Origin of the sequence: Pedobacter aquatilis (assembly GCF_032678405.1) — a bacterium.
GTDB classification, from domain to species: Bacteria; Bacteroidota; Bacteroidia; order Sphingobacteriales; family Sphingobacteriaceae; genus Pedobacter; species Pedobacter aquatilis_A.
The window spans coordinates 1,090,093-1,113,628 of record NZ_JAVTSJ010000001.1 but is presented as its reverse complement, the minus strand read 5'-3'; the positions used below and the strand labels follow the sequence as shown (position 1 = coordinate 1,113,628).

At 37.7% G+C, this 23,536-nt stretch carries 27 protein-coding genes; 20 read left to right on the top strand and 7 right to left on the bottom strand.

Translation table 11 applies throughout. The features are described 5' to 3' along the window. Positions 1–54: 54 nt before the first annotated feature. Positions 55–1,845 carry an ABC transporter ATP-binding protein gene (locus R2R71_RS04635; protein WP_316830081.1) on the bottom strand — a complete coding sequence of 597 codons (1,791 nt, stop codon included), beginning with the start codon at positions 1,843–1,845 and terminating at the stop codon, positions 55–57. Between the two features lie 108 nt (positions 1,846–1,953). On the opposite strand from R2R71_RS04635, the gene R2R71_RS04630 reads away from it, so the two are divergent. The 8 genes from R2R71_RS04630 (at position 1,954) to R2R71_RS04595 (ending at position 7,712) form a co-directional block, all read left to right on the top strand. After that, positions 1,954–3,042 (top strand): Glu/Leu/Phe/Val family dehydrogenase, encoded by a 1,089-nt coding sequence (locus R2R71_RS04630; protein ID WP_316830080.1) that lies wholly within the window; start codon positions 1,954–1,956, stop codon positions 3,040–3,042. Between the two features lie 45 nt (positions 3,043–3,087). Then, entirely contained in the window at positions 3,088–4,038 is a 951-nt protein-coding gene (nusB, locus tag R2R71_RS04625) for a transcription antitermination factor NusB (RefSeq protein WP_316830079.1), read from the top strand. A 1-nt stretch (position 4,039) separates the two neighbouring features. After that, complete coding sequence (locus R2R71_RS04620; protein WP_316830078.1) at positions 4,040–4,486, top strand: DUF1573 domain-containing protein; 447 nt, start codon at positions 4,040–4,042, stop codon at positions 4,484–4,486. 56 nt (positions 4,487–4,542) lie between these two features. Further along, positions 4,543–4,863 (top strand): preprotein translocase subunit YajC, encoded by a 321-nt coding sequence (gene yajC / locus R2R71_RS04615; protein WP_316830077.1) that lies wholly within the window; start codon positions 4,543–4,545, stop codon positions 4,861–4,863. A 92-nt stretch (positions 4,864–4,955) separates the two neighbouring features. After that, on the top strand, positions 4,956–5,903 hold the full coding sequence (locus tag R2R71_RS04610; RefSeq protein WP_316830076.1) for a CdaR family protein: 948 nt from the start codon (positions 4,956–4,958) through the stop codon (positions 5,901–5,903). Beyond that, complete coding sequence (gene coaE, locus R2R71_RS04605; RefSeq protein WP_316830075.1) at positions 5,903–6,514, top strand: dephospho-CoA kinase; 612 nt, start codon at positions 5,903–5,905, stop codon at positions 6,512–6,514. Before R2R71_RS04610 ends, coaE begins: the two co-directional genes overlap by 1 nt. 67 nt (positions 6,515–6,581) lie before the next feature. Beyond that, positions 6,582–7,523, top strand: a complete 942-nt coding sequence (locus R2R71_RS04600) for an exonuclease (RefSeq protein WP_316830074.1) — start codon at positions 6,582–6,584, stop codon at positions 7,521–7,523. A 45-nt stretch (positions 7,524–7,568) separates the two neighbouring features. Continuing rightward, positions 7,569–7,712 (top strand): DUF5522 domain-containing protein, encoded by a 144-nt coding sequence (locus tag R2R71_RS04595; protein ID WP_316806414.1) that lies wholly within the window; start codon positions 7,569–7,571, stop codon positions 7,710–7,712. Between the two features lie 11 nt (positions 7,713–7,723). Here the strand turns inward: R2R71_RS04595 and R2R71_RS04590 are convergent, their stop codons facing one another. From R2R71_RS04590 to R2R71_RS04575, 4 genes are read right to left on the bottom strand one after another with little or no spacing between them, the layout of a single operon-like run. After that, positions 7,724–8,317 carry a Uma2 family endonuclease gene (locus tag R2R71_RS04590; RefSeq protein WP_316830073.1) on the bottom strand — a complete coding sequence of 198 codons (594 nt, stop codon included), beginning with the start codon at positions 8,315–8,317 and terminating at the stop codon, positions 7,724–7,726. A 55-nt stretch (positions 8,318–8,372) separates the two neighbouring features. Beyond that, positions 8,373–9,089 carry a ZIP family metal transporter gene (locus tag R2R71_RS04585; protein WP_316830072.1) on the bottom strand — a complete coding sequence of 239 codons (717 nt, stop codon included), beginning with the start codon at positions 9,087–9,089 and terminating at the stop codon, positions 8,373–8,375. After that, on the bottom strand, positions 9,089–9,652 hold the full coding sequence (locus R2R71_RS04580; protein ID WP_316830071.1) for a phosphatase PAP2 family protein: 564 nt from the start codon (positions 9,650–9,652) through the stop codon (positions 9,089–9,091). Before R2R71_RS04580 ends, R2R71_RS04585 begins: the two co-directional genes overlap by 1 nt. Beyond that, positions 9,649–10,380: a class I SAM-dependent methyltransferase gene (locus tag R2R71_RS04575; RefSeq protein WP_316830070.1), complete on the bottom strand. Its 732-nt coding sequence runs from the start codon at positions 10,378–10,380 to the stop codon at positions 9,649–9,651. The genes R2R71_RS04580 and R2R71_RS04575 overlap by 4 nt, the downstream gene beginning before the upstream one ends. A 411-nt stretch (positions 10,381–10,791) precedes the next feature. Between R2R71_RS04575 and glmM the strand changes: the two genes are divergently transcribed. The 7 genes from glmM to R2R71_RS04540 all read left to right on the top strand — a co-directional run bounded on the left by glmM (position 10,792) and on the right by R2R71_RS04540 (position 17,735). After that, complete coding sequence (glmM, locus tag R2R71_RS04570) at positions 10,792–12,180, top strand: phosphoglucosamine mutase (RefSeq protein WP_316830069.1); 1,389 nt, start codon at positions 10,792–10,794, stop codon at positions 12,178–12,180. A gap of 3 nt (positions 12,181–12,183) precedes the next feature. Then, on the top strand, positions 12,184–13,332 hold the full coding sequence (locus R2R71_RS04565) for a cysteine desulfurase family protein (RefSeq protein WP_316830068.1): 1,149 nt from the start codon (positions 12,184–12,186) through the stop codon (positions 13,330–13,332). A gap of 309 nt (positions 13,333–13,641) precedes the next feature. Beyond that, the gene (locus R2R71_RS04560; protein WP_316830067.1) at positions 13,642–13,842 is read left to right on the top strand and encodes a hypothetical protein; all 201 of its coding nucleotides are present in this window, start codon (positions 13,642–13,644) and stop codon (positions 13,840–13,842) included. A 135-nt stretch (positions 13,843–13,977) separates the two neighbouring features. After that, the gene (locus R2R71_RS04555; protein ID WP_316830066.1) at positions 13,978–14,181 is read left to right on the top strand and encodes a hypothetical protein; all 204 of its coding nucleotides are present in this window, start codon (positions 13,978–13,980) and stop codon (positions 14,179–14,181) included. Between the two features lie 81 nt (positions 14,182–14,262). Beyond that, complete coding sequence (locus R2R71_RS04550) at positions 14,263–15,162, top strand: MBL fold metallo-hydrolase (RefSeq protein WP_316830065.1); 900 nt, start codon at positions 14,263–14,265, stop codon at positions 15,160–15,162. A 239-nt stretch (positions 15,163–15,401) separates the two neighbouring features. Beyond that, entirely contained in the window at positions 15,402–16,724 is a 1,323-nt protein-coding gene (locus tag R2R71_RS04545; protein WP_316830064.1) for a cytochrome ubiquinol oxidase subunit I, read from the top strand. A gap of 6 nt (positions 16,725–16,730) precedes the next feature. Further along, positions 16,731–17,735 (top strand): cytochrome d ubiquinol oxidase subunit II, encoded by a 1,005-nt coding sequence (locus R2R71_RS04540; protein WP_316830063.1) that lies wholly within the window; start codon positions 16,731–16,733, stop codon positions 17,733–17,735. Between the two features lie 156 nt (positions 17,736–17,891). Here the strand turns inward: R2R71_RS04540 and R2R71_RS04535 are convergent, their stop codons facing one another. Beyond that, complete coding sequence (locus R2R71_RS04535; RefSeq protein WP_316830062.1) at positions 17,892–19,439, bottom strand: M20/M25/M40 family metallo-hydrolase; 1,548 nt, start codon at positions 19,437–19,439, stop codon at positions 17,892–17,894. A 226-nt stretch (positions 19,440–19,665) separates the two neighbouring features. Here R2R71_RS04535 and R2R71_RS04530 point away from each other — a divergent pair, with 226 nt between their 5' ends. Continuing rightward, the gene (locus R2R71_RS04530; RefSeq protein WP_316830061.1) at positions 19,666–19,815 is read left to right on the top strand and encodes a hypothetical protein; all 150 of its coding nucleotides are present in this window, start codon (positions 19,666–19,668) and stop codon (positions 19,813–19,815) included. Between the two features lie 8 nt (positions 19,816–19,823). Here R2R71_RS04530 and accD read toward each other — a convergent pair whose 3' ends face one another. After that, entirely contained in the window at positions 19,824–20,669 is an 846-nt protein-coding gene (accD, locus tag R2R71_RS04525) for an acetyl-CoA carboxylase, carboxyltransferase subunit beta (protein WP_316830060.1), read from the bottom strand. A gap of 330 nt (positions 20,670–20,999) precedes the next feature. Between accD and fbaA the strand changes: the two genes are divergently transcribed. The 4 genes from fbaA (at position 21,000) to R2R71_RS04505 (ending at position 23,476) form a co-directional block, all read left to right on the top strand. Further along, positions 21,000–22,079 carry a class II fructose-bisphosphate aldolase gene (gene fbaA, locus R2R71_RS04520; RefSeq protein ID WP_316830059.1) on the top strand — a complete coding sequence of 360 codons (1,080 nt, stop codon included), beginning with the start codon at positions 21,000–21,002 and terminating at the stop codon, positions 22,077–22,079. A 132-nt stretch (positions 22,080–22,211) separates the two neighbouring features. Continuing rightward, complete coding sequence (locus tag R2R71_RS04515; protein ID WP_316830058.1) at positions 22,212–22,697, top strand: low affinity iron permease family protein; 486 nt, start codon at positions 22,212–22,214, stop codon at positions 22,695–22,697. Continuing rightward, entirely contained in the window at positions 22,694–23,116 is a 423-nt protein-coding gene (locus R2R71_RS04510) for a GNAT family N-acetyltransferase (protein ID WP_316830057.1), read from the top strand. The genes R2R71_RS04515 and R2R71_RS04510 overlap by 4 nt, the downstream gene beginning before the upstream one ends. Before the next feature lie 66 nt (positions 23,117–23,182). Beyond that, the gene (locus R2R71_RS04505; RefSeq protein ID WP_316830056.1) at positions 23,183–23,476 is read left to right on the top strand and encodes a GIY-YIG nuclease family protein; all 294 of its coding nucleotides are present in this window, start codon (positions 23,183–23,185) and stop codon (positions 23,474–23,476) included. Positions 23,477–23,536: the final 60 nt, after the last annotated feature.

Here is a 23,536-nt window from a genome sequence, read left to right as displayed (position 1 = left end):
GTTTCGGTAAATATAAAGCAAATATTTAAAGTTCAAAATAGAAATTAACACAATTTAAATACTTCGGCTTTGTTCTTCTAAAAGCTGGTTGTTATAGAGTTCGGTATAGCTGCCATTTAAACTAAGTAATTCATTATGTGTGCCTTGTTCAATTATTTTTCCGTCATCAAGAACAATGATCTTATCAGCGTTTTTTATTGTTGATATCCTGTGTGCAATGAGAATACTTGTTTTTCCACTCATTATTTTTCCGAGATTTTGAAGAATTTCTTCTTCCGTTTTGGTATCAACAGCTGATAAACAATCATCGAAGATTAAAATTCCTGGCGATTTAATCAATGCCCTGGCGATGGAAACCCTTTGTTTTTGCCCTCCTGAAAGGGTAATACCGCGTTCGCCCAGCATGGTTTCAAACTTCTCTTCGAAATCGATGATGTTATGGTAAACCGAAGCATTTTTTGCCGCATCATAAACCTCCTCGTCGGTTACCGTATCCAAACCAAAGGCAATGTTGTTTTTAATGGTATCCGAAAAAAGGAAAACTTCCTGCGGTACAAAACCAATCTGATTACGATAGTTTTTAAGGTTAAGCGATTTAATATCCTGCCCATCTATCTTTATTGCACCATTTTCTACATCGTACATGCGCATAATCAGGTTGGCTAAAGTAGATTTCCCCGAACCTGTTTTGCCGATAATGGCCACAAATTCCCCTTGATTAATTTCGAAACTCACATTTTTTAAAGCCTGGATTCCGGTATCAGGATAGGTGAAGTTTACGTTATTAAAGCTGATATTACCGGCTATTATTTTTTCTTCCTTGTTAACCGACTGAATATCTGAGGGAATATCTAAAAATTCATTTATCCTTTTTTGCGATGCTGCAGCCCTTTGAATCAGCGAAGTAACCCAGCCCAGCATGGTAACCGGGAAGGTTAGCTGATTGATGTAAATAATAAACTCGGCAATATTGCCGGCGGTAATGCTGCCGTTCATTACCTGGATACCGCCGATATAAATGGTTAATATGGTACTAAGTCCGATTAAAAGCAGCATTGTAGGATAGAACAGGGCAGAAACTTTTACCAGGCTCATCGAATCTTTTTTGTATTCATTGCTCTGGATTTCGAACATATTTCTGGTGTAGTCTTCGCGAACGTAAGATTTAATAATCCTTATGCCGGAGAAACGTTCCTGAACAAAGCTTGACAGTTCAGAAAGACGTTCCTGGATTTTTCCGCTTTTCTTGAAGATTAAAGTGTTTACATAGTAGATGATCACAACCAGGAAGGGAAGCGGCAAAAGGCAGTAAATGGCCAGTTTTGAATTAACATCAAACATCGACCAGATGATCAGTACCGACAATACGAATGTATTTATTGTGTACATAATTGCCGGGCCAACATACATCCTAACCCGGTTTACATCTTCCGTTGCCCGGTTCATCAAATCGCCGGTGTTATTCCTGCGGTAAAAACCAAGGCTTAAACGTTGATAGTGCTGGTAAATCTCATTCTTCATGTCAAATTCGATATGCCGCGACATCAGGATAATGGTTTGCCGCATGAAGAATAGGAAGAGCCCTCTTAAAATATATAAGCCAACAACCATTAAGCCGAAATACAGCAGGCTGTTGCTGAACATATCGTAAACGATTTGCTGCCGGTTGAAGCCGTTAAATAGCCCGTAGGTTTGTATGTTTTCAGTTATTAAATCAAAAGCATAGCCGATAACCTGTGCAGGTACAACACCAAAAATGTTTGATATGACAACGAAAATACTTCCCGGAATAATCCACCATTTATATTTAAGGAAGTATTTATTTAAGCGACTCAGGTGTTTCATACTGCACAAACTTAGCCAAAGCGAAACAAATTTTGTTATAGTTTAGTTAAAATCGTGTAATAATGGTTTTTTATTTTAATTTTGCAGCAGGTAAGCCTAACGTTCATTATGCCAGCAAATTCTTCGTCAGATTCATCCATTTTAGAGCAATTAAGTGCCTATGGGCATAAAAAGTTGGTTTTCTGTAATGATGCCGACTCAGGTTTAAAAGCGATAATTGCGATTCACGACACTACACTGGGGCCAGCTTTAGGCGGCACCCGTATGTGGAGTTATACAACCGAGGCTGAAGCCCTCGAAGATGCCCTTCGTTTATCAAGAGGAATGACTTATAAATCGGCTATTACCGGTTTAAACCTTGGAGGCGGAAAAGGCGTTATCATCGGCGATTCGAGAAAAGACAAAACTGAACCCTTAATGCGCAGTTATGGCAGGTTTATTAAAAACCTGAACGGCGAATTTATTACCGCAGAGGAGATGGGTACCAATACCCGTGATATGGAGTATATCCGTATGGAAACCAATCATGTTACCGGTGTTCCCGAATCAATTGGTGGTGCTGGTAATCCGGCCCCTTTTACTGCACAAGGCGTTTATTTAGGCATTAAAGCCAGTGTTAAGGAGGTTTTCGGTACCGATATGCTTGCTGGCAGAACCGTTGTGGTACAGGGAATCGGCAATGTAGGGGAGCATTTGGTTGCTTTACTCAGAAAAGAAAATGCTGAGGTATTAATCAGTGATATTAACCAGGAGCAATTAACTTATGTAGCCCGAAAATATAAGGCAAAACCGATTGAGGCCGATAAAATTTTTGGAATAGATGCAGATGTGTATGCGCCTTGCGCAATGGGTGCAACGGTGAACCACAAAACCATCGAGCGCATGAAGTTTGCAATTATTGCAGGTTCAGCAAACAATCAGTTACAGGATGAAGTTTTAGACAGTGAACTGCTTTTAAAGAAAGGAATTCTGTTCGCACCTGATTACTTAATCAATGCAGGCGGATTAATTTCCTGTTATTCGGAACTGACAGGTTTTGGTAAGAAACGTACGGTTCAGCTTACAGAAAATATTTATGAAGCCACCAGAAATGTAATTAAGCTAAGCAAGGCCGAAAAAATACCAACAAACACAGCCGCAAACCGTATTGCAGAAAAACGTATTGCAGATATTAAAAAAATTAAATCAACATATTAAATATTTATTAACCGGTTTTAAAAAACCACACTCGTTCTTACATTCATGTTAAACAGAAGGCACTTAAGAATTAAAGCTTTGCAAAATATTTTTGCATGGCACATGGCAGACAAAAAAGACATTAAGGGCGACCTTAAAACTTTAATGCAAAGCATTGATAGCGTGTACGAAATGTACATCTGGATGCTTTCTTTACTGGTAGAGGTTACCGAATTTACTGCTAATGATGCAGCTGAGCGTGCAAATAAGCACATCAAAACTGCCGAGGATATGAATCCTAACATGAAATTGCTGCATAATAAATTTAGCGTGCTGCTACAGCAAAACCCTGAATATGTTTCAGCAATTAAAAAATATAAGGTAGACTGGGGTTTTGATCCTGAAATCAGGAAAACAGTTTATAATGCACTAAAAGCATCAAAAGAATATGCCGAGTATCTTGCTGAGCCAAATGAGAGCTTAGAATCATCTAAAGATATCATCAAATATATTTTCAGAAAAATTATCCTTAAAAACCAGGCTATTATTCAGGTTTTTGAAGAGAAATTTATTAACTGGCAGGTAGACCACGAAGTAATGAAAGGTATGGTGGCCAAAACACTTAAGAATTTTACTTCAGACGATCCTTTCAAAAATAAACTTACTGAGATTAGTGCAGATTGGGTTGAGGACAGTAAATTTGTTCAGGACTTGTTCGTTTATACCCTTCAAAACGATGCAAAATACCAGGATATGATTGCCGACAGGACTAAAAACTGGGAATCGGAGCGTATTGCTTTAATGGATACGATTCTGATGAAAATGGCGATTTGCGAACTGTTAAACTTTCCGTCGATTCCGGTTAAAGTTACCATTAACGAATACCTTGAATTATCAAAAGATTACAGTACACCGAAGAGTAATTCGTTTATAAACGGTATTTTAGATAAAATTTTGGGCGACCTTAAAAAATCAAATACGATTAAAAAAATCGGTCGCGGATTAATTGAAGATTAAAATGAAAAGAATATTTATAATTGCTATTGTAGCGATAGCTTTTAGCGCTTGCCGTAACGCAAATAACAGCACTGCCGAAACTTCGGGTGCAGCGGTTGAAAATGGCGCATCGAAAATAGCATCGCCTGATGCTCCGGTAATCACTTTCGAGCGTGATATCTACGATTTTGAGAAAATTAAACAAGGCGAAAAGGTACAGCACGAATTTAAATTTAAAAATACAGGTAAAAGCCCTTTAATCATTTCAAACGCAACGGCTACCTGTGGCTGTACAATACCTGAAACACCAAAAGAACCAATTTTACCAGGGAAAGAAGGTACAATTAAGGTTGTTTTCAATAGTGAAGGTAAAATGGGAATGCAGGATAAAGTGGTGACGATAACGTCAAATGCTAATCCTAATATAAGCACCGTTCACCTTGTGGGCGAAGTGCTCGAGAAAAAATAATCGGTTGATTAATTTTCAATAACTAATCATTAATTTCAATAACAAATAAATAAAAAATGATATCAACAGTAATTTTACAAGCAGCAGCTGGTGGAGGTATGTTAGGTACAATTGTACCAATGGTTTTAATCATGGTAGTTTTCTACTTCTTTATGATTCGCCCGCAGGTTAAAAAAGCAAAAGACCATAAAAAATTAGTAGCCGAGTTAGGTATTGGCGATAAAGTAATCACTACAGCAGGTATTCACGGTAAAATTGTTGGCGCTAACGACACAACTTTTTTAATTGAAACTGAAGGTGGCGGTAAAATCAGATTTGATAAATCTGCGATTTCTTTAGATGCAACAAAGGCATCAACAACGGCGCCAAAAGCATAAGCTTATTTAATAATGATTAAAAGAGCAGTCCCGAATGTTTTCGGGACTGTTTTTGTTTTACTACATTTGATTGAATGACATTTTAATTTATTATGCCCTTTATTAAATTAACCAAAATAGAGCGAAGACGTGTATTTAGTTTGTTAGCCTGTTTGTTGCTTGCAATTGCTGCATGGTTTTTCATGGCATTAAATAATAAATATGTTTACACGGCTAAAACGGTTCTGATTTACAAAAACTTTCCTCAGAACAGGGCTTTTCATCCTCTACAATCCGATACGGTTGATTTACAGGTGGAAGGTACGGGATGGCAATTGCTTTTTGCCCGATTAAGAATTAATCCACAATCCATCTCCGTAAGCCTCAATAAGCTTAATACCAGGGATTTTGTTGTTTTTTCCGATCAGTTATACAACGTTAACAAACAACTGGAAACCTCGCAGAAAGTTATCTCCATAAAACCTGATACGCTCTATTTCGATTTTACCAAAAGAACGGTAAAAAGGGTGCCTGTTAAACTTGTTCAGCAGCTGGATTTTGTTAAGCAGTATGGTATAGCTAGTGAAATTAAGTTAAATCCCAAGCAAATTACGGTAACTGGGCCGATAGAAGAGTTAAATAAGATTCACGAGTGGTCAACTGACACGTTAAAGCTAAATCAGGTGCAGAACAGTACAACGGTGCGCATTAACATGCAGCACAGTACGCATAAGAATGTAAATATTTTTCCGCCATCGGTGGAGGTAAAACTTCCGGTTGATGAGTTTACCGAAAAAACACTTGAAGTGCCTTTAAAGCTAACCAATAACAGGAATTTCAACAGCATTAAGCTTTATCCGAGAAAGGTGAAGGTAACGTTTATGGTGGCTTTGAGTTATTTTGATCAGGTAGATGAAACATTCATCACCGCTACCGTAGATGTTGATGAATGGTCGGTTCTCCATCATAATAAGTTTACCGTTAAGCTTACCGAATTTCCTGATTATTGTAAGCTGGTTAAAATTGTACCGTCGAAAGTAGATTTTGTTGTAGAAAAATAATGTATAAAGTAGGTATAACAGGTGGCATAGGCAGTGGAAAAACGACTGTTTGCAAAGTTTTTGAAGTTTTAGGGATTCCGGTTTTTTATGCAGATACCGAAGCAAAAAATATTATGGTTCAGGATGAATTGCTTATCGAAGGAATAAAATCAACTTTTGGTGAAGAAAGTTATTTTGAAAACGGAACATTAAATAATAAACACATTGCCGGTATTGTGTTCAATAATGAAGCAGAACTGAATAAGTTAAATGCATTGGTGCATCCTGCTGTTTTCAGGGCCTTTGAGGCCTGGGAACAACAAATTAATCAAAGTGTTCCCTATACTTTAAAAGAGGCTGCCTTACTCTTTGAAAGCGGTTCTTATAAAATGTGCGATACAACAATTCTGGTTACAGCGACTTTAGATATGAAGTTGAAAAGGGTTATGCACCGTGACCAGGTAACGGCAGAACAGGTGAAAGCACGAATAGATAAGCAGTTAAGTGATGAGGAGAAATCTGCAATGGCGAATTATTTTATCCGGAACGATGAAAAACTTTCTGTTATCGAACAGGTTTTAGCCTTACATGAAAAGTTTTTAGCAGCAGCTTCAGTTCAAACTAATTCTTAAGCAGCTTTTTACCAGCTGAGTAATTTACTAAATCCTGCATTATCCTTAAATTTCACAAATCTTATTAATGATTTTAGCTGATTTTATAACCATCACACCAACAGGTTTATACTGTGTTTACGGCGATTTTTACCTTGATCCGCAACAGCCGGTAACCAATGCTGTAGTTTCTCATGCTCATGGTGATCATGCTGTAGGTGGTAGCCAGAATGTTTATTGCACCGCGGCAACTGAAAGTTTTATGCTCCACCGCTACCGTAAATTTGCTGCAGTAGATTTTCATGTTAAAACGTACCAGGAAACCTTTAAGCTAAAAGAAGTAGCCATTACTTTTTATTCAGCAGGGCATATTTTAGGCTCAGCACAAGTGTTAATGGAATATAAAGGCGTGAAATACCTTTACACCGGCGATTACAAGATAGAACCAGATGCTACCTGCGAACCTTTTGTGTTTGTCGAGGCGGATGTTTTGATTACAGAAAGTACCTTTGCAAACCCTGAAACAAAACACCCTTCGCCGGTTGATGAAATAAAAAAGCTTAATGAAACTAAAGCCAACATTATGCTGGGGGCTTATGCGCTGGGTAAAAGCCAGCGAATTATTCAGCTGCTAAATGAATACTGCCCTGCAAAGAATATAATGGTTCACCATAGCATTATGCCCTTTGTAAAAATATACGAAGATTACGGCATGAAGATTGGAAAATATAAGGCGTACGACCGGAAAGTGATGAAAAATAATCATGAAAATCAGGTTTATATTGTACCTCCTATGGTTTTTCACAGTTACCATAAAGCCATAAATGTGGTGAAGGCTTTTGCTTCGGGATGGAAGAACCTGCAACAGCAAAATGGTATTTCCCTTTACATTTCCGACCATGCCGACTGGAACGCTATTTTAGAAACTATTGAGAGGGTAAAACCTAAACAGGTATGGACTTTACACGGCGATGGTAAACAGCTTCGCGATTATTTTGCGGGTAAACTGGAGGTGAAAATACTTAATTAAAAATGATGGGGATAGTATTTTGAGCACTTAACAAAAACAACCAAAATGAAAGAAGGCGAGGATTTTTATTTTAATGAAGCGGGTTTGATGGTTTTTACTGAAGCCTACCATTTAAAACGTGGGTATTGCTGTAAAAATAAATGCAAGCATTGTCCTTGGGGCTATGGGAAGAAGAAAGAAAAAAAGTGAATCGTCGGCTTTTAAAAACGAACCCGGTTATAAATATCACTCAATGCTACCTCAAAATCCATTGAAATAAACTTAACAGCATCTCCAATTTCTCTGTATTCGATAAGTTCCCAATTTTGTTTTTCATTTAAGTAAAAAGCTTCTATTAATACAGCTTCTGAATCAACTAAAATATATTCTTTTAAAGTTGGAATATCTTTATAGAGGTCGAATTTATGTCCTCTGTCATAATCCTTTGTAGATGGAGATAGTATTTCGATAATTACTGTTGGGTCAATAAAACTTTTATCATCGATATCACTTTGGTTCAAGCCATTACAGTAAATTGAAATATCAGGATAGGTAAATAAGCCGTTTGCTGTTATCTGAGTACGAAGATCACTGCCATAAGGACGGCAAGGTTTACCTTTCAGCTTATCTCCGATTGCTAAAAAGAGATTGGTGAAAATCTCATTATGGTTTGTGCTTGCTCCGGCCATTGAAAATATTTCACCCTGAAAATACTCATGCTTTTCCTGCGATGCTTTTTCCATTTCCAGGTATTCTGCAATAGTGAAATGCCTTTTTTTATATTCTACATCCGGCTCATTTACAATTTCTTCCATATTCTAATATACTGAATATTTTTCAGTTTAAGATTTTAGGTGAACCTGGAATATGCTAATGGCCAGCAAAGAAACCGATCAGCGCTACCCCGATGCCAAGCAATACCGCAATCATTTTTCGGGTATTAATTTTATGGTCGGCACTCGATTCGAAAAGGATAGTTGTCGAAATATGCAGGAAGATACCAATAACGATACCCATAATTTTGTTGAAGTAAGCGTCGATACCTCCAATAGTTCCATTGCTTAAGCCCACACTAACATAAAAGCCTAAAGGAGCCATTACAGCAAAAATCAGCAGGTACACCATAATACTTCCTTTTTTAAAGTGATTTTGCATGAGTATGCTGGCCAGCGCAAATGCGGCTGGTATGTGGTGTAAGGAGATACCAAAGATCAATTCATTGTGCTGATCCTTTGCCAATGGCATCCCTTCTAGAAATGCATGTAAGCAAAGGCTTATCATAATTCCGAATGGAAAAACGTGGCCATCGTGGTGTTTGTGTATGTGCCCATGTTCTACACCTTCAGAAAATTGTTCGAGAAACACCTGCAATAGAAAACCAATCAGGATAAATATTCCAATCTGCCATTTATCCGGGCCGCTGTATGCATCCGGAATAAGATGAAGAACGGTAATGGCGAACAGGTATGCACCGCTAAAAGACAGGATTAATTTCAGCAGCTTGGATTTGTCGCTTTTGACTAAAAAAATAGCAGAGCCTCCAAAAAAAGCACAGCAAAACAATACGGCAAATTTCCAGATTTCCATTAAAATTCGGGTTGTAGTTTCTTAAAAATTTGCGAACAGGTAAAACCGATTACCGTTCCTAAAATTGCGCCTGTGCTTACATCAATAGGATAATGTACCCCAACATATACTTGAGCAAAGCTAATCATTGCCGCCCAGAATATACCTAATGGTAAAATTGGCTTCCAGCGGCTGTAAAAAACACAGATTAAAAATACTGCAATAGCAAAGTGATTGGTTGCATGTGCCGAAGGAAAGCTTAATCCGCTTCCACAAGGAACACGATGAATAATATCATTTGCGAGATTAAAATCATTACAAGGCCTAACCCGTTGAACAAAAGGTTTAATTAATCTGGATGCAATTAGATCGCCCATGGCAAAGGTAAATAACACCATTCCAATAATGTAGTAGCCTTGTTTTTTGTATTGTTTAATGCAAAAAACAACAATAAAAAGGTATAAAGGCGACCAGAAAAAACGATTGCGCACCAAAGGCATGAGCCAATCTAAAAAGCCATTCGAAAGTCCGCGGTGGATTTTCAGAAACAATTCAACATCAAATTGCTGTAAGCTTTCTATCATGCCTTTTTGCAGATTAAGATTAACCGGTCAGAATTTAATTCATCAAAATCATCAAGTGCGTAACTCCCGAAGGTTTTCTCGATCAAAATGCCTGCTTTGGTAAGCATTCGCTTGAAATCTTCAAAACTAAAAGCCTGAACCCTTTCTTCGAAATGATATGTTTTGCCCTGGTCTTCGAACTGAATTTTTTTAATGATTTTTCCATCAACAACATTTTTAGAGATGTTGAAAGTAATGCCATCGAATGACTTGGCTTCGCAATGATTTAAATTGCGGATAATTTTTTCAGTATTAAAATAATCGAGCACAAGTGTTCCTTCAGCTTTTAAACATTTTCTAAAGGTTTTTAGGGCATTCACATGCTCTTTTTCCGTATCAAAATAGCCGAAGCTGGTAAACAGGTTTAAAGCAACGTCGAAGTAGTTGATGTAAAACAGCCTTCTCATGTCGTGCACCAGAAAATGTAATTTGTTGTTCTCGAATTGCCGGGCGTATTTTATGCTTTGTTCTGATAGATCAATCCCGGTTACATCGAAGCCTTTTTTATTCAGATAAATGGAGTGACGGCCTTTTCCACAGGCAATATCAAGCATTTTTGAATCGGTAGCAGGATTGAGGTGTTTCGTAATGTTATCGATAAAAAACTCGGCTTCGGCATCATTTCTTTGCTGGTAAAGAATGTGATAATAAGGGGAGTTAAACCAATACTGAAACCACTTGCGCTGCATAGAAAAAAGCTTTTTTGTTTTAAAAAGCTGCAAACTTAGATAAATTGCACTAAAGGTGAAGTATCAATCTAAATACCGATACCAATTATCAAGCCCTGGGCAGCCACTTAAATTCAATATTAAAGTGCAAATATAAGCTTTTACTGTTGTTAGCGAAGTTTGCGTACATCATTTTGCAACATTATTGCATAAAATTGGTTTTCGTGTTTTTCGTATAGCAGTATCAATTATTATAAAGCTGCTTCGTACTGAACTCAAACATACGTTTGCTCAATCCGAATAAGTCAATTTCTATTAAATACATCGTATAAATAGATATAAAAACAATGTAAATTAAAAGGGTAATCAGGCTTAATTGCCTGCCAATCTGCTTTTTTTTCTTATTTTTGAAAATCATACAATATAGAATAAGTGAGTTTAATAAAATCGATTTCAGGAATACGCGGAACTATAGGCGGGCAAGCCGGAAACGGCCTTACACCAATTGACATAGTAAAATTTACGGCTGCATTTGGTAGCTGGGTAGTACAAAAAACAGGGAATAAGAGAATTGTTTTGGGTAGAGATGCCCGCATTTCTGGTGAGATGGTTAATAACCTGGTTATTGGTACTTTACAAGGTTTAGGCATTGAAGTAATAGATTTAGGTTTATCTACAACGCCTACGGTAGAGGTTGCCGTTCCTGATGAGCAGGCGGGTGGAGGTATTATTTTAACAGCAAGCCATAATCCTAAGCAATGGAATGCTTTAAAACTATTAAATGCGTCGGGCGAATTTATCAGCGATTTAGATGGTAAAGAAGTTTTAGACCTGGCAGAATCGGCTAGTTTCGAGTTTGCAGATGTAGATAAATTGGGTAAAGTAATCAAAAACGATACTTACCTTCAAAAACATATTGATAAAGTTTTAGCATTACCTTTGGTTGATGTTGAGGCCATAAAGAGAGCCGATTTCAAAGTCGTTATCGACTGTGTGAACTCAACAGGCGGAATTTTTATTCCGGCGCTGCTAGAGGCTTTAGGTGTAAGTAAAGTTACAGAACTATATTGTACGCCTGATGGTCATTTCCCTCACAATCCTGAACCGCTTCCGGAAAACTTAACGGAAATTTCAAAAGAAGTCATTAAACAAAATGCAGATTTAGGTATAGTTGTAGATCCTGATGTTGATCGTTTATGCTTTGTAAACGAAGATGGCAGCATGTTTGGCGAAGAGTATACCCTCGTTGCAGTTGCCGATTACGTACTGCAGAATACACCTGGAAATACGGTTTCTAATCTTTCTTCAACACGTGCATTACGTGATGTTACGGAAAAAGCCGGATCTGAGTATAATGCAGCTGCGGTTGGAGAGGTTAACGTGGTTAATAAAATGAAAGAAACCAATGCAGTTATAGGTGGTGAAGGAAATGGTGGAATTATTTATCCTGAATCGCACTATGGCAGAGATGCTTTGGTTGGTATTGCATTGTTTTTAACACATCTAGCTAAGTTTGGTAAATCAATCTCATTGCTAAGAAGCAGCTATCCGCAATATCATATTTCAAAAAACAAGATTACGCTTACACCTGAAATGGATATCGATTTCTTATTGAAACAGGTGGAAGAAAAGTATAAAAACCAACCTTATAGTACTATTGATGGACTGAAAATCGAGTTTGATAAAACCTGGGTGCATTTACGTCGCTCTAACACTGAACCGATTATCCGTATTTATAGCGAAGCTGAAAATGAAACTGTAGCAGAAAATCTGGCAAACAAAATCATTTCAGATATTAAAGAAATTCTAAAATTAAACTAACCGATGAAGAGAGTTTATTTAGATAATGCAGCAACAACGCCATTAGATAAAGAAGTAATTGCAGAAATGGCGAATGTAATGGAGAACTATTTTGGTAATCCATCGGCTATTCATGCATTAGGGAGAGAGGTGAGGACTTTGGTTGAAAAAGCCAGAAAAACTGTTGCCAGCCTTTTGGGTGCTTCACCTTCTGAAATATTTTTTACTTCGGGCGGAACGGAGGCAGATAATACAGCCATACGTTGCGGTATTTCGGCTTATGGTATTAAACATGCCATTACTTCAAAAATTGAACACCATGCCGTTGAGCATACATTGGGTATGATGCTTAAAAATGGCGAAATTGATAAGTTAAGTTTCGTTAATATAGATGAAAAGGGTAATGTTGATTATGCGCATTTAGAAGAACTGTTGCAAAACAATGAACGCACTTTTGTCTCTTTAATGCATGCAAACAACGAATTAGGTACCTTAACTGATATGGTTAAAGTTGGTGATATTTGTGAAAAATACAATGCAATTTATCATGCAGATACAGTTCAAACCATGGGGCATTACGTACACAATGTGCGTGAACTGAAGGCTCATTTTATTGTTTGCGCAGCGCATAAGTTACACGGACCTAAAGGCGTAGGCTTTTTGTATGTTAACAGCAATATCAAAATCCCACCAATGATTTATGGTGGTGCGCAGGAACGCAACATGCGTGGTGGCACAGAAAATGTTTATGGTATCGTTGGTTTAGCTAAAGCTTTGGAAATTGCTTATGCCGAAATGAGTGAGCACCAGCAGCATATTCAGGGCCTGAAAGATTATTTAAAAGAACAATTAATTGCCGAAATTCCTGGAATTGCCTTTAATGGCGAAACAGCTGCTGACAAAAGCCTTTATACCGTGTTAAACGTATCGTTCCCGGAAATGGATATGGCTGATATGTTATTGTTTAATTTAGATATTAACGGCATCTGTGCTTCTGGTGGAAGTGCGTGTTCATCAGGTTCCAACATAGGTTCGCATGTTTTAAACGGAATTAATGCCGATCCAAACCGTCCTTCAGTTCGTTTTTCTTTCAGTAAGTACACCACTAAAGAAGAATTAGATTACGTAATTGAAAAAGTTAAAATGGTGGTTAAGCAAAATGCCTTAGCTTAAAAATATCATTAACCAAATAGGAACAGTCTCGGAGCAATTCGGGACTTTTTTTATTTAACCCATTTCATTTTCTGTTCCCGTTGACTTTAGTCAACGATTTTTATAAAAAACAAAGCCCTTGCAAATTTCAAAACAAAATATTAAATTTAGGTAAGATAAAGGCAATCTGCATTGCCGATAACAATTAGCTCCTAAACGAGACCTTATCAGAAATCCTTTGGTATAAGGCCAGGCAAATTTTATATCTATATCTGTTTAAAATTTATCAACCCACGAAAGCAACCTGTGCTTTCTATAAATCTTATCGTTATGGAAAATTATGAAACCAATCCACAGTTAACAAATCCTGATAGTGGAAAGCTACCTGAAGAACGGAAACACATTTACAAGTTTATTTTATTGCCTTTTTCGTTTGAATCTTCACATCATTTTAACAAGATTCATAAGCGGAAATTCAACTCATTTGGCTGTATCCATGACTTGAGAAAACTGGCAGGTTCAATGCTCTAGTTTATTGTTTCTTCTACGCTGTTTAACTCTTATTTTAGGGAATGGATTTGTTATGGATAAAACTCATTCCTGAAAGCGCTAATGAAAACAATATTATTTTTCCAATGTTCCAATAATACATCAATTTGAAATATCATGGAAAATAATAAAGAAAAAGGGAAAGTTATTGAGAATGACTTGCTTGATAAAAAAGTTGAAGATGTAAGAGAACACGATTCCTTAGATAATAATAAATCGTCAAAACAATCAACTAACCTGTTCAATAAAGATAGTAATCGAAAAAATAATGCATTTGGTCCTGGGCACGAGCCAGGAACGGTACCGGGATCAGGAATATAATGGAGTATTAAATAATTTACGAGTGAAAATTATTAAATTTAAGCCACAGCATTAGTTGTGGCTTTTTAAATTTATCCCAAAATGGAAAGAAGAAATTTTATTAAAAATTCGGCATTGGCTTTGGCCTTGCTCTCAATGTACAAAACGGATGTTTTTGCTCAAAAAGAATTATTCCGGGCTTACAATTTTAAGCCTTTAAGAAATAATGTGGGTATTTTTACCGAGCAGGGTGGAACAATTGGCTGGTTAAACTCACCAAATGGTTTTGTTGTGGTTGATGCACAATTTCCAACATCTGCTCCCCATGTAATAGAGGAGCTTAAAAAACTTGGCGAAAAACCATTTAAGTACCTGATTAATACCCACCATCATGGCGACCATACCGCCGGAAATATTGCTTTCAAAGGCCTGGCTGAAAAAGTGGTTGCACATCAAAATTCTTTGGTAAACCAAAAGAAGGCCGCTGAAAAGGGAAATAATTTAGATAAGCAGCTCCTGCCTGATACGACCTTTGGCACCGGGTGGAAGGCGCCTGTTGGCGGCGAAAAAATCAGTGCATATTATTATGGATCTGGCCATACCAATGGTGATGCCGTATACCATTTTGAAAATGCGAACATCGTTCATGTTGGTGATTTGGTTTTCAACCGCCGTTATCCTTATATAGATAGGGAAAATGGTGCGCATATTGGCAATTGGATTACAGCTTTGGATAAAATCCAGAACCAGTTTGATAATGATACTTTATTTATCTGGGGGCATAGTCTCGACCCGGAAAAGGTTACCGGAACAAAGGCAGATGTAAAAGCTTACCAGGAATATTTAAAAAACCTGATGGCTTTTGTAAGCGCTGAAATCAAGGCTGGAAAAAGTAAGGAAGACATCTTAAAGGCTACCAGTATTCCAAATTCACCAGAATGGCAGGGAGATGGTATTCAGCGTAGTTTAACAGCTGCCTATGATGAATTAAAGGGTGCGTAATTGAGGTTATGAAATACTGAACATAAACAAGGTTAAATAAAATGGCTTTCCTGAAATGAGAGCCATTTCGCTTTTTAAATGGTATTCGGTGAAAATCAAAGTGTTGAAGAAACTTAATCCAAATCTATTTTCAATTTATAAACGTTCTATATTTAAAATAATTCTAAACAAGGGCTTATAAATCATTATTGGTAAAGCCTTATCTGCTATATTTGTGTTACACAAAATCCAATTCAGATATGGATGATTTTTTAGCCGCCCGCTCACAAATGGCCTTGTCGTTAGGCTTTCACATTGTTTTTTCCTGCATAGGTATGGTGATGCCCTTTTTCATGGCTGTGTCGCACTATAAATGGTTAAAAACAAACGATGAAATTTATAAGAACCTTACTAAAGCCTGGAGTAAAGGGGTAGCTATTTTCTTTGCCACAGGAGCAGTATCAGGAACCATGTTGTCTTTTGAATTGGGTTTGCTTTGGCCAAAGTTCATGGAGCATGCAGGACCAATTTTTGGAATGCCTTTTTCATTAGAAGGAACAGCATTTTTTATCGAAGCAATTGCCTTAGGTTTCTTTTTATACGGCTGGAACAAGTTAAATAAATGGTTTCATTGGTTTACAGGGATGGTTGTAGGGGTAAGTGGTCTCGCATCGGGTATTCTGGTTGTTGCGGCTAATGCCTGGATGAACAGTCCTGCAGGATTCGATTTCGTTAATGGAAAATACCTGAACATCGACCCCATGCAGGCAATGTTTAATAAAGCCTGGTTTTCGCAATCATTACACATGTGCCTGGCAGCGTTTACGGCAACTGGTTTTGCTGTAGCAGGCGTACATGCCCTAATGATCTTGCGAAACAGAAATAAGGTTTTTCATTTAAAAGCCTTTAAAATTGCGGCAACTTTTGCATGTATCGGTGCCTTATTGCAGCCTTTAAGCGGCGATATTTCAGCAAAAGATGTAGCTAAACGGCAACCTGCAAAGCTTGCCGCAATGGAGGCACTTTACAATACAGAAAAGCCCGCTCCATTACTTATCGGAGGGATAGTGAATGAAAAAGATAAGACGGTAAGTGGTGCCATTAAAATTCCTGGTGCATTAAGTTTCCTTGCCCATGGCGATTTTAAGGCTGAAGTAAAAGGGCTGGATAAAATTCCTGAAAGCGACCATCCTCCGGTAGCGGTTACACATTATGCTTTTCAGGTAATGGTTGGCCTCGGAACCTTTATGATGTTAATTGCTATCATCTATTTTATCACTTTATTTAAAAAGAAACCTTTTACCGATAAACCCTGGCTGCTAAAGTTATTTGTGTTTGCCATTCCTTTAGGATACATTGCTTTAGAAGCCGGATGGGTTGTTACAGAGGTAGGGCGCCAGCCATGGATTATTTACGGCATTATGCGTACAAAGGATGCTGTTACGCCAATGCCCGGCATAGCCTATTCATTTTATATCTTTTCGGCCATTTATTTATCATTAAGTTTTATCGTTACTTTTTTACTATACAGGCAAATAAAAATGGTGCCATTTGTTTATGATAAACCCGAAATCCAAAAATAGTAAGCTATGGAATACGTTGTTATTACATTTTTATGTTTAGGTATTTTGCTTTATTTCCTTCTGGGTGGAGCAGATTTTGGTGCGGGGATTATAGAACTTTTTACCTCGACAAAAAACCGGAGCCGAACCCGTAAAACCATGTACCAGGCCATTGGCCCGGTTTGGGAAGCCAACCACATGTGGCTGATTATCGCCATTGTAATCCTCTTTGTCGGTTTTCCGCATATTTATACCACCATGTCGGTTTATCTGCATATTCCGCTATTGATTATGCTTATCGGAATTATAGCAAGGGGAACAGCCTTTGTGTTTCGCCATTATGATGCTGTGAAAGATGATATGCAATGGCTTTACAATCGGATTTTCAGGTACTCTAGCTTTATTACTGCACTTTTCCTGGGTATTATTGCCGGAAGCGTTATTTCCGGTCACATCAATACGGAAGCAAATGATTTTTTATCGGCTTACGTTTACAGCTGGTTTAACTGGTTTTCTTTTGCTGTTGGTTTCTTTACCGTATCGCTTTGTGGGTTCCTGGCGGCGGTTTACTTAATCGGCGAAACTGATAATGAACATGATAAACGAAGGTTCATCAAAAAGGCCGAGTATATGAATGTAGCGGCCGTTGTATTTGGAGCAATGGTATTTATTGCCGCCCAGTTTGATGCGATCCCATTGATAGATTGGGTATTTAAAAATCCAGTTGGGCTAACGGCAATTATACTGGCCAGTTTATCATTGGTGTTGTTATGGTACCTGCTTTTGAAAGGAAAAACAAAGGTATTAAGAATCCTGGCTGGTTTCCAGGTGACCATGATTTTAGTGGCTATTAGCTATGCCCACTTTCCAAACTTTATCCGGTTAAAAAATGGTGGCGCAATTTCACTTTTAGAAACTGTAGGTCCTGAAAAAACAATTTACAGTCTGGGCCTTGCGCTTTTATTAGGAAGTGTTCTTATTTTACCTTTTTTAGGCTATTTGTTTTATAAGTTTCAGAAGAAAGAGGAGTAGACTGTTTCCTCGTCAGCTCTGTCATGCTGAGGAACGAAGAATCTATTTAACGATTGCTGATACGTGCTGCCTAAGCATGACAGTAAGCCTGCTTTTACTAGAATAAAAAAGAGCATCCGTTTTCGGATGCTCTTTTCAATTACATTTCAGTTTTATTTACAAACCACCTTTTCTATTCGATTTTGTTTGGGTAGGCCATTCTGCTGGTTTACCTGTTCTCGGATTTGCCGGTAAATCTGTAGCTTTCTCAGTTGATGTTTTCTCCGGGTCTTCACAAGCCATATAAACCATTATTGCTGCTAAAATTACATTGCTGCGGATTTCGTCGAACACTAATTTATCATAGGTGTCGCGGTTAGTATGCCAGGTATAAGTGCCGTAATCCCAACTTGTTGAGCTTAAAGAGTAGCCTAATGCACCGGCAGCAACAAAAGATGCAAAATCAGAGCCGCCAGCACCAGGCATCCCTGGGAAGTTGGTTTTAATCTGGTTTTTAATGGTATCAGGAACGGCATTTAACCAACGGGTAATATAATCCTTTGATTTTGCAAAGCCTTGTCCGCCAATGTTTACCACACGGCCTGTTCCGTTATCCTGATTAAATAAAGCCTGTAAATTGCTAACGATTTCCGGGTGGTCTTCAACAAATGCCCTTGAACCATTTAAACCTTGTTCTTCACTTCCCCAGTGGCCAACTAAGATGGTACGTTTAGGGTTTGGATAGAATTTCTTTAAAATGCGCATAGCTTCCATCATTAGGATAGTGCCAGAACCATTATCCGTTGCACCGCTTGCACCATCCCACGAATCGAAGTGTGCGGATAACATTACATATTCTTTAGGCTTTTGCTTACCTTTTATTTCTGCTATTGTATTAAAAGTTGGAACAACACCTAATTCTTTCGATTCTGATTCAATTTTTAATACGGGTTTGTTGCCACCCACAGCCAAACGGTATACCAGGCCATAATCTTCCACAGATAAATCCAATGTTGGGATTTTTGTAGTATTTGCGCCGAAAATTTTGTCGACACCAAAGCCCTGCGACCAGTTATTAATGATAATTCCTGCTGCACCTGCATTTTCGATAGCCAAAGCCAGATTTTTAGCTGTTAGACCAGTTTTAGCCATACTTGCAGTCCATGCTTTCGCTGCGTCAGCTTTTTCTTTTTTATATTTTTCGAATAAGTCTTTGGTCGCAAATTCTTCCCAGTTCTTTTCCGAACGGCCCGAAATCTGGTTCATTGATATCAAAACCAATTTACCTTTCACATTTGGCAGCCATTGCTGGAAGGAAACAGAGTCGGTAATGGCAGGTAGCACAATTGCTTCAGCATTAATTGGTTTTCCATTGGTTGATGGACTCCAGGCTAATTGCGTACCCTCTAAGGTTCTTAAACGCGGGCTTACCAAATCGATGTGGGTAACACCTCTTTCCCAGCCACGCCATTCACCCCATTTTTCATTCTTTGCAGAAATACCCCAGTCACTGTATTTTTTTACTGCCCAGTCGTTTGCCTGTTTCATTTGCGGTGAACCTACCAAACGTGGTCCGACAACATCTAAAAGTTCATGTGCCAGTTTCTCTAACTGAGAGTTCTCATTAACCTCTTTAACAATGTTGTCGATTACTTTTTTGTCTTGTGCAAAAGCAAAAGATGATGTGAGGAGGAGGAGAGAAGGTAATAGTAGTTTTTTATTCATAATCGTTTTTAGTTAACTGATGAGGCTAATTTAAGCAATTAGAAAGGTGATGAGTGATGTTAATGGAAATGTTGCAGTGTGTGTTAATTGCTGCCGCCGTTGTCTGAAGTCAACGGCAATGAATTGGGTGCCCATTAGTGGGAATCTTAGTGTTAAGCTTAATTGCCGGCTAGCTTCAGTAGATGGAAAAATAGGGCGATAGAAAAGAAGCTGCCGCTACCCAAGAATGATCAAACTTAGTAAACTAAACCTGATTGTAGCGGGCATCCCGATTCTCCTTTGGGATAAAGCAAAAAGCAGGGCTGAATTACCCGAAGGTATTCAAACCCTGCTTTTCGAAATTTCAATTAATCAATTAAGACGATTGACCAATTAAACTAAAAATTAGTTATTCATCATTTTGATAAAAGCACCCAGCTTAGCTTTCATGGCTCTTCTATCGACAATAAAATCAAGGAATCCATGTTCTAAAACGAATTCAGAAGTCTGGAAACCTTTAGGTAAGTCTTTTTTAATGGTTTCTTTAATTACACGAGGGCCAGCGAAACCGATTAACGCACCCGGTTCAGCGATGTTAATATCACCCAGCATCGCATATGAAGCCGTTACACCACCGGTTGTAGGGTCGGTAAGTAAAGAGATGTATGGAACTTTAGCCTGACTTAATAACGCAAGCTTTGCCGATGTTTTAGCCATTTGCATTAAAGAAAATGCAGCTTCCATCATACGTGCGCCACCCGATTTTGAGATCATCAGGAAAGGAATTTTGTGCTTGATGCTATAATCGATAGAACGACCTATTTTTTCACCTACTACAGAACCCATTGAACCACCAATAAAAGCGAAGTCCATACAGGCAATTACAATATCCTGACCTTCAATTTTACCTACACCTGCACGGATAGCATCTTTTAAGCCGGTTTTTGCCTGACTTTCTTTAATTCTATCGGTATAAGGTTTGTTATCGTTAAAGTTAAGTGGGTCGCCAGAGGTTAAATTGGCGAAAAGCTCTTTAAACTCATTATTATCGAAAAGAACTTCGAAGTATTCTTTAGAACCTACTCTCAGGTGATAATCGCAGTAATGGCAAACATATTTGTTTTCCTGAAGCTCTGCCTGATGCAAGGGTTTTTTACAATTCGGACATTTATTCCACACGCCATCAGGTGCCTCTTTCTTCTCTTCGGTTGTGGTAATGATACCTTTATTTTCTCTTTTAAACCAAGCCATATAATTTTTTAAAGAATTGGATTGCAAAGAAACGAAAAATATAATCAAGTTTATAAATAACCAATAACCAAATTACAATTATCAATACTGAATAGATAAAATTTTCGATAACAAATTCATAAATCAAAACTTATGTGGTGTTTTAAATTGTTTGAAAATTGATTATTGAAAATTGAATATTACAGTAGGTGTGTTCTTTTTACACTAAGGATAATGTGTTTTTTACACTAAACGCCCTCTATTTGGTTGTAAGGCAAATAATTCTGTTGTTACAAAAGCTTGGATTGTTATTTTTTTTTATAACTTCGGACAAATAAAAATTAACAAGAGATGAGTTTAAAAGGCTACAAAGGCGTAATTTACGGAGATGCCGTTCAGGAATTATTTGAACAGGCTAAAAAACATCAGTTTGCTTTACCAGCAGTAAACGTAACCGGTACAAACACGGTTAATGCGGTAATGGAAACTGCTAAGGCAGTAAATTCGCCTGTTATGATTCAATTATCGAATGGTGGTGCCCAGTTTTATGCTGGTAAATCTTTAGATAATGAGAAATTGCAGGCATGTATTTTAGGTGCTGTATCGGCAGCTAAACATGTACATTTATTGGCAGAACATTATGGTGTTGCTGTGGTTTTACATACCGACCACGCCGCTAAAAAATTGTTGCCTTGGATTGACGGCCTTTTAGACCATGGCGAGAAATTCTTCGCTGAAACCGGAAAACCATTATTTTCTTCACATATGTTAGATTTATCTGAAGAGTCTATCGAAGAAAACATGGAAATTTCAGCTAAATATTTAGCTCGCATGTCGAAAATGAACATGACTATCGAAATTGAACTTGGTGTAACCGGTGGTGAGGAAGATGGTGTAGATAACAGCGATGTAGATAGCTCTAAATTATATACACAACCGAGTGAAGTAGCTTATGCTTACGAAGAATTGAGCAAAGTTTCTCCTCGTTTTACAGTTGCAGCTGCGTTTGGTAATGTTCATGGTGTTTATAAACCGGGTAACGTGAAATTGCAACCGGTAATTTTGAAAAACTCTCAGGATTTCATCAAAGAGAAATTCAATTTAACAGCTGAGAAACCAATCAATTTCGTATTCCATGGTGGTTCAGGTTCTTCTCAGGAAGAAATCAGAGAAGCAATTTCTTACGGTGCGATTAAAATGAATATCGATACCGATATGCAGTGGGCTTTCTGGGAAGGTATTTTAGAATACTACAAAAAGAATGAGGCTTATCTTCAAGGACAAATCGGTAACCCTGAAGGTGATGACAAACCAAATAAAAAATACTATGACCCACGTGTTTGGTTACGTAAGGCTGAAGAAGCATTTGTTAAACGTTTAACTGTTGCTTTTGAAGATTTAAATTGTGTAAACGCCAACGATAAATTATAGTAGGTATTGAAAGTTGTAACGTTGAAACGTTGCAAAATTTTTAATCTTCAAAGAATAAACAAAGCGCCATAGGTTTAAAAACTTATGGCGCTTTTATTTGTTATTAGCTATATTTAAGCAAACGAAAATGTGATGACAAAATCTAAGGCGCATAACAAAAAAAACAACTTTTTTGAAAGGTTTGCTAATGCTGCAACCAAATTTACTGGTAGTTCTGCGGCATTTATTGCTGCTACGGCAATTGTAGTAATCTGGGCGGTTAGCGGACCACTGTTTAACTATTCAGAAACGTGGCAGTTGGTAATTAATACCGGAACAACAATTATTACTTTTCTGATGGTTTTTCTGATTCAGAAAGCACAAAATAAAGATGGGAAAGCAATACAATTAAAACTGAATGAACTTATTGCCGCGCAGCAAGGCGCAAGTAACCGTATGGTTGATATTGAGGACTTAAGTGAAAGGGAATTGGATCAGTTACATAAGTTTTACGTTACTATTGCTGCACTTGCCAAAAAAGAAGCTGATATTCATTGCTCGCACTCCATTGATGTCGCAAAAGAATTAAATGAGCTGAAATTAAAAACGAATAAACACTTTAAACATCCAAAACCATGAGCCTACTCGTTCAGAAAGTTATACACCCCGAAGATTTAGATAAGGTATTCGCTATACGTAAAAAGGTATTTGTAGATGAGCAAAATTGTCCGCCAGAGTTAGAATGGGAAAATGAAGATGTTTCGATACACTTTTTAGCTACCCAAAACGGACAGCCATGTGGTGCTTGCCGCTGGCGCAAAACAGACTTAGGTTATAAACTGGAACGTTTTGCTGTTTTGAAAGAGTTCAGAGGGCAGGGGGTTGGCCGTGCTTTAATTGCTGAAGCACTATCGGATTTACCGGAAGATGCCCATTATATTTACCTCAATTCGCAATTGGATGCAGTGAGTTTATACGCCAAATTTGGTTTTGCAGCAGAAGGAGAGCAGTTTGAGGAGGCTGGTATACAGCACTTTAAAATGGTTAAGAAAGTTTAAGTAAAGTTGTCGTCATTGCGATGTAAGAAACGATCTTAGTACGTTTGCTATTTAAAATACATTAAAATGGAGAGAGGAGGCTGTGTTTACATCATGACAAACTCTTTTAATAACGTTTTATATGTTGGAGTAACTTCATATTTACAAAACAGAATTTGGCAACATAAAAATAACGATTTTTTAAAAAGCTTTACGTCGAAGTATAAATGCTATAAGCTGGTATACTTTATGTTTTTTCCTACAATTGATGATGCAATTTCGGAGGAAAAAAGATTAAAAGGAGGGAGCCGTCAGCAAAAGATTAATTTAATTGAGAGGCTAAATCCGAGTTGGAAAGATTTATACGATAACTTGGATTAACGCTTCGTCATTGCGAGGTACGAAGCAATCTTAAAGCGCTCGCTATGGTAGAACCTATTT

Coding starts and splice junctions, on each gene's coding strand:
- R2R71_RS04635 (WP_316830081.1), bottom strand. CDS start 1,845: ATGAAACACCTGAGTCGCTTAAATAAATACTTCCTTAAATATAAATGG.
- R2R71_RS04630 (WP_316830080.1), top strand. CDS start 1,954: ATGCCAGCAAATTCTTCGTCAGATTCATCCATTTTAGAGCAATTAAGT.
- nusB (WP_316830079.1), top strand. CDS start 3,088: ATGTTAAACAGAAGGCACTTAAGAATTAAAGCTTTGCAAAATATTTTT.
- R2R71_RS04620 (WP_316830078.1), top strand. CDS start 4,040: ATGAAAAGAATATTTATAATTGCTATTGTAGCGATAGCTTTTAGCGCT.
- yajC (WP_316830077.1), top strand. CDS start 4,543: ATGATATCAACAGTAATTTTACAAGCAGCAGCTGGTGGAGGTATGTTA.
- R2R71_RS04610 (WP_316830076.1), top strand. CDS start 4,956: ATGCCCTTTATTAAATTAACCAAAATAGAGCGAAGACGTGTATTTAGT.
- coaE (WP_316830075.1), top strand. CDS start 5,903: ATGTATAAAGTAGGTATAACAGGTGGCATAGGCAGTGGAAAAACGACT.
- R2R71_RS04600 (WP_316830074.1), top strand. CDS start 6,582: ATGATTTTAGCTGATTTTATAACCATCACACCAACAGGTTTATACTGT.
- R2R71_RS04595 (WP_316806414.1), top strand. CDS start 7,569: ATGAAAGAAGGCGAGGATTTTTATTTTAATGAAGCGGGTTTGATGGTT.
- R2R71_RS04590 (WP_316830073.1), bottom strand. CDS start 8,317: ATGGAAGAAATTGTAAATGAGCCGGATGTAGAATATAAAAAAAGGCAT.
- R2R71_RS04585 (WP_316830072.1), bottom strand. CDS start 9,089: ATGGAAATCTGGAAATTTGCCGTATTGTTTTGCTGTGCTTTTTTTGGA.
- R2R71_RS04580 (WP_316830071.1), bottom strand. CDS start 9,652: ATGATAGAAAGCTTACAGCAATTTGATGTTGAATTGTTTCTGAAAATC.
- R2R71_RS04575 (WP_316830070.1), bottom strand. CDS start 10,380: ATGCAGCGCAAGTGGTTTCAGTATTGGTTTAACTCCCCTTATTATCAC.
- R2R71_RS04565 (WP_316830068.1), top strand. CDS start 12,184: ATGAAGAGAGTTTATTTAGATAATGCAGCAACAACGCCATTAGATAAA.
- R2R71_RS04560 (WP_316830067.1), top strand. CDS start 13,642: ATGGAAAATTATGAAACCAATCCACAGTTAACAAATCCTGATAGTGGA.
- R2R71_RS04555 (WP_316830066.1), top strand. CDS start 13,978: ATGGAAAATAATAAAGAAAAAGGGAAAGTTATTGAGAATGACTTGCTT.
- R2R71_RS04550 (WP_316830065.1), top strand. CDS start 14,263: ATGGAAAGAAGAAATTTTATTAAAAATTCGGCATTGGCTTTGGCCTTG.
- R2R71_RS04545 (WP_316830064.1), top strand. CDS start 15,402: ATGGATGATTTTTTAGCCGCCCGCTCACAAATGGCCTTGTCGTTAGGC.
- R2R71_RS04540 (WP_316830063.1), top strand. CDS start 16,731: ATGGAATACGTTGTTATTACATTTTTATGTTTAGGTATTTTGCTTTAT.
- R2R71_RS04535 (WP_316830062.1), bottom strand. CDS start 19,439: ATGAATAAAAAACTACTATTACCTTCTCTCCTCCTCCTCACATCATCT.
- R2R71_RS04530 (WP_316830061.1), top strand. CDS start 19,666: ATGATCAAACTTAGTAAACTAAACCTGATTGTAGCGGGCATCCCGATT.
- accD (WP_316830060.1), bottom strand. CDS start 20,669: ATGGCTTGGTTTAAAAGAGAAAATAAAGGTATCATTACCACAACCGAA.
- fbaA (WP_316830059.1), top strand. CDS start 21,000: ATGAGTTTAAAAGGCTACAAAGGCGTAATTTACGGAGATGCCGTTCAG.
- R2R71_RS04515 (WP_316830058.1), top strand. CDS start 22,212: ATGACAAAATCTAAGGCGCATAACAAAAAAAACAACTTTTTTGAAAGG.
- R2R71_RS04510 (WP_316830057.1), top strand. CDS start 22,694: ATGAGCCTACTCGTTCAGAAAGTTATACACCCCGAAGATTTAGATAAG.
- R2R71_RS04505 (WP_316830056.1), top strand. CDS start 23,183: ATGGAGAGAGGAGGCTGTGTTTACATCATGACAAACTCTTTTAATAAC.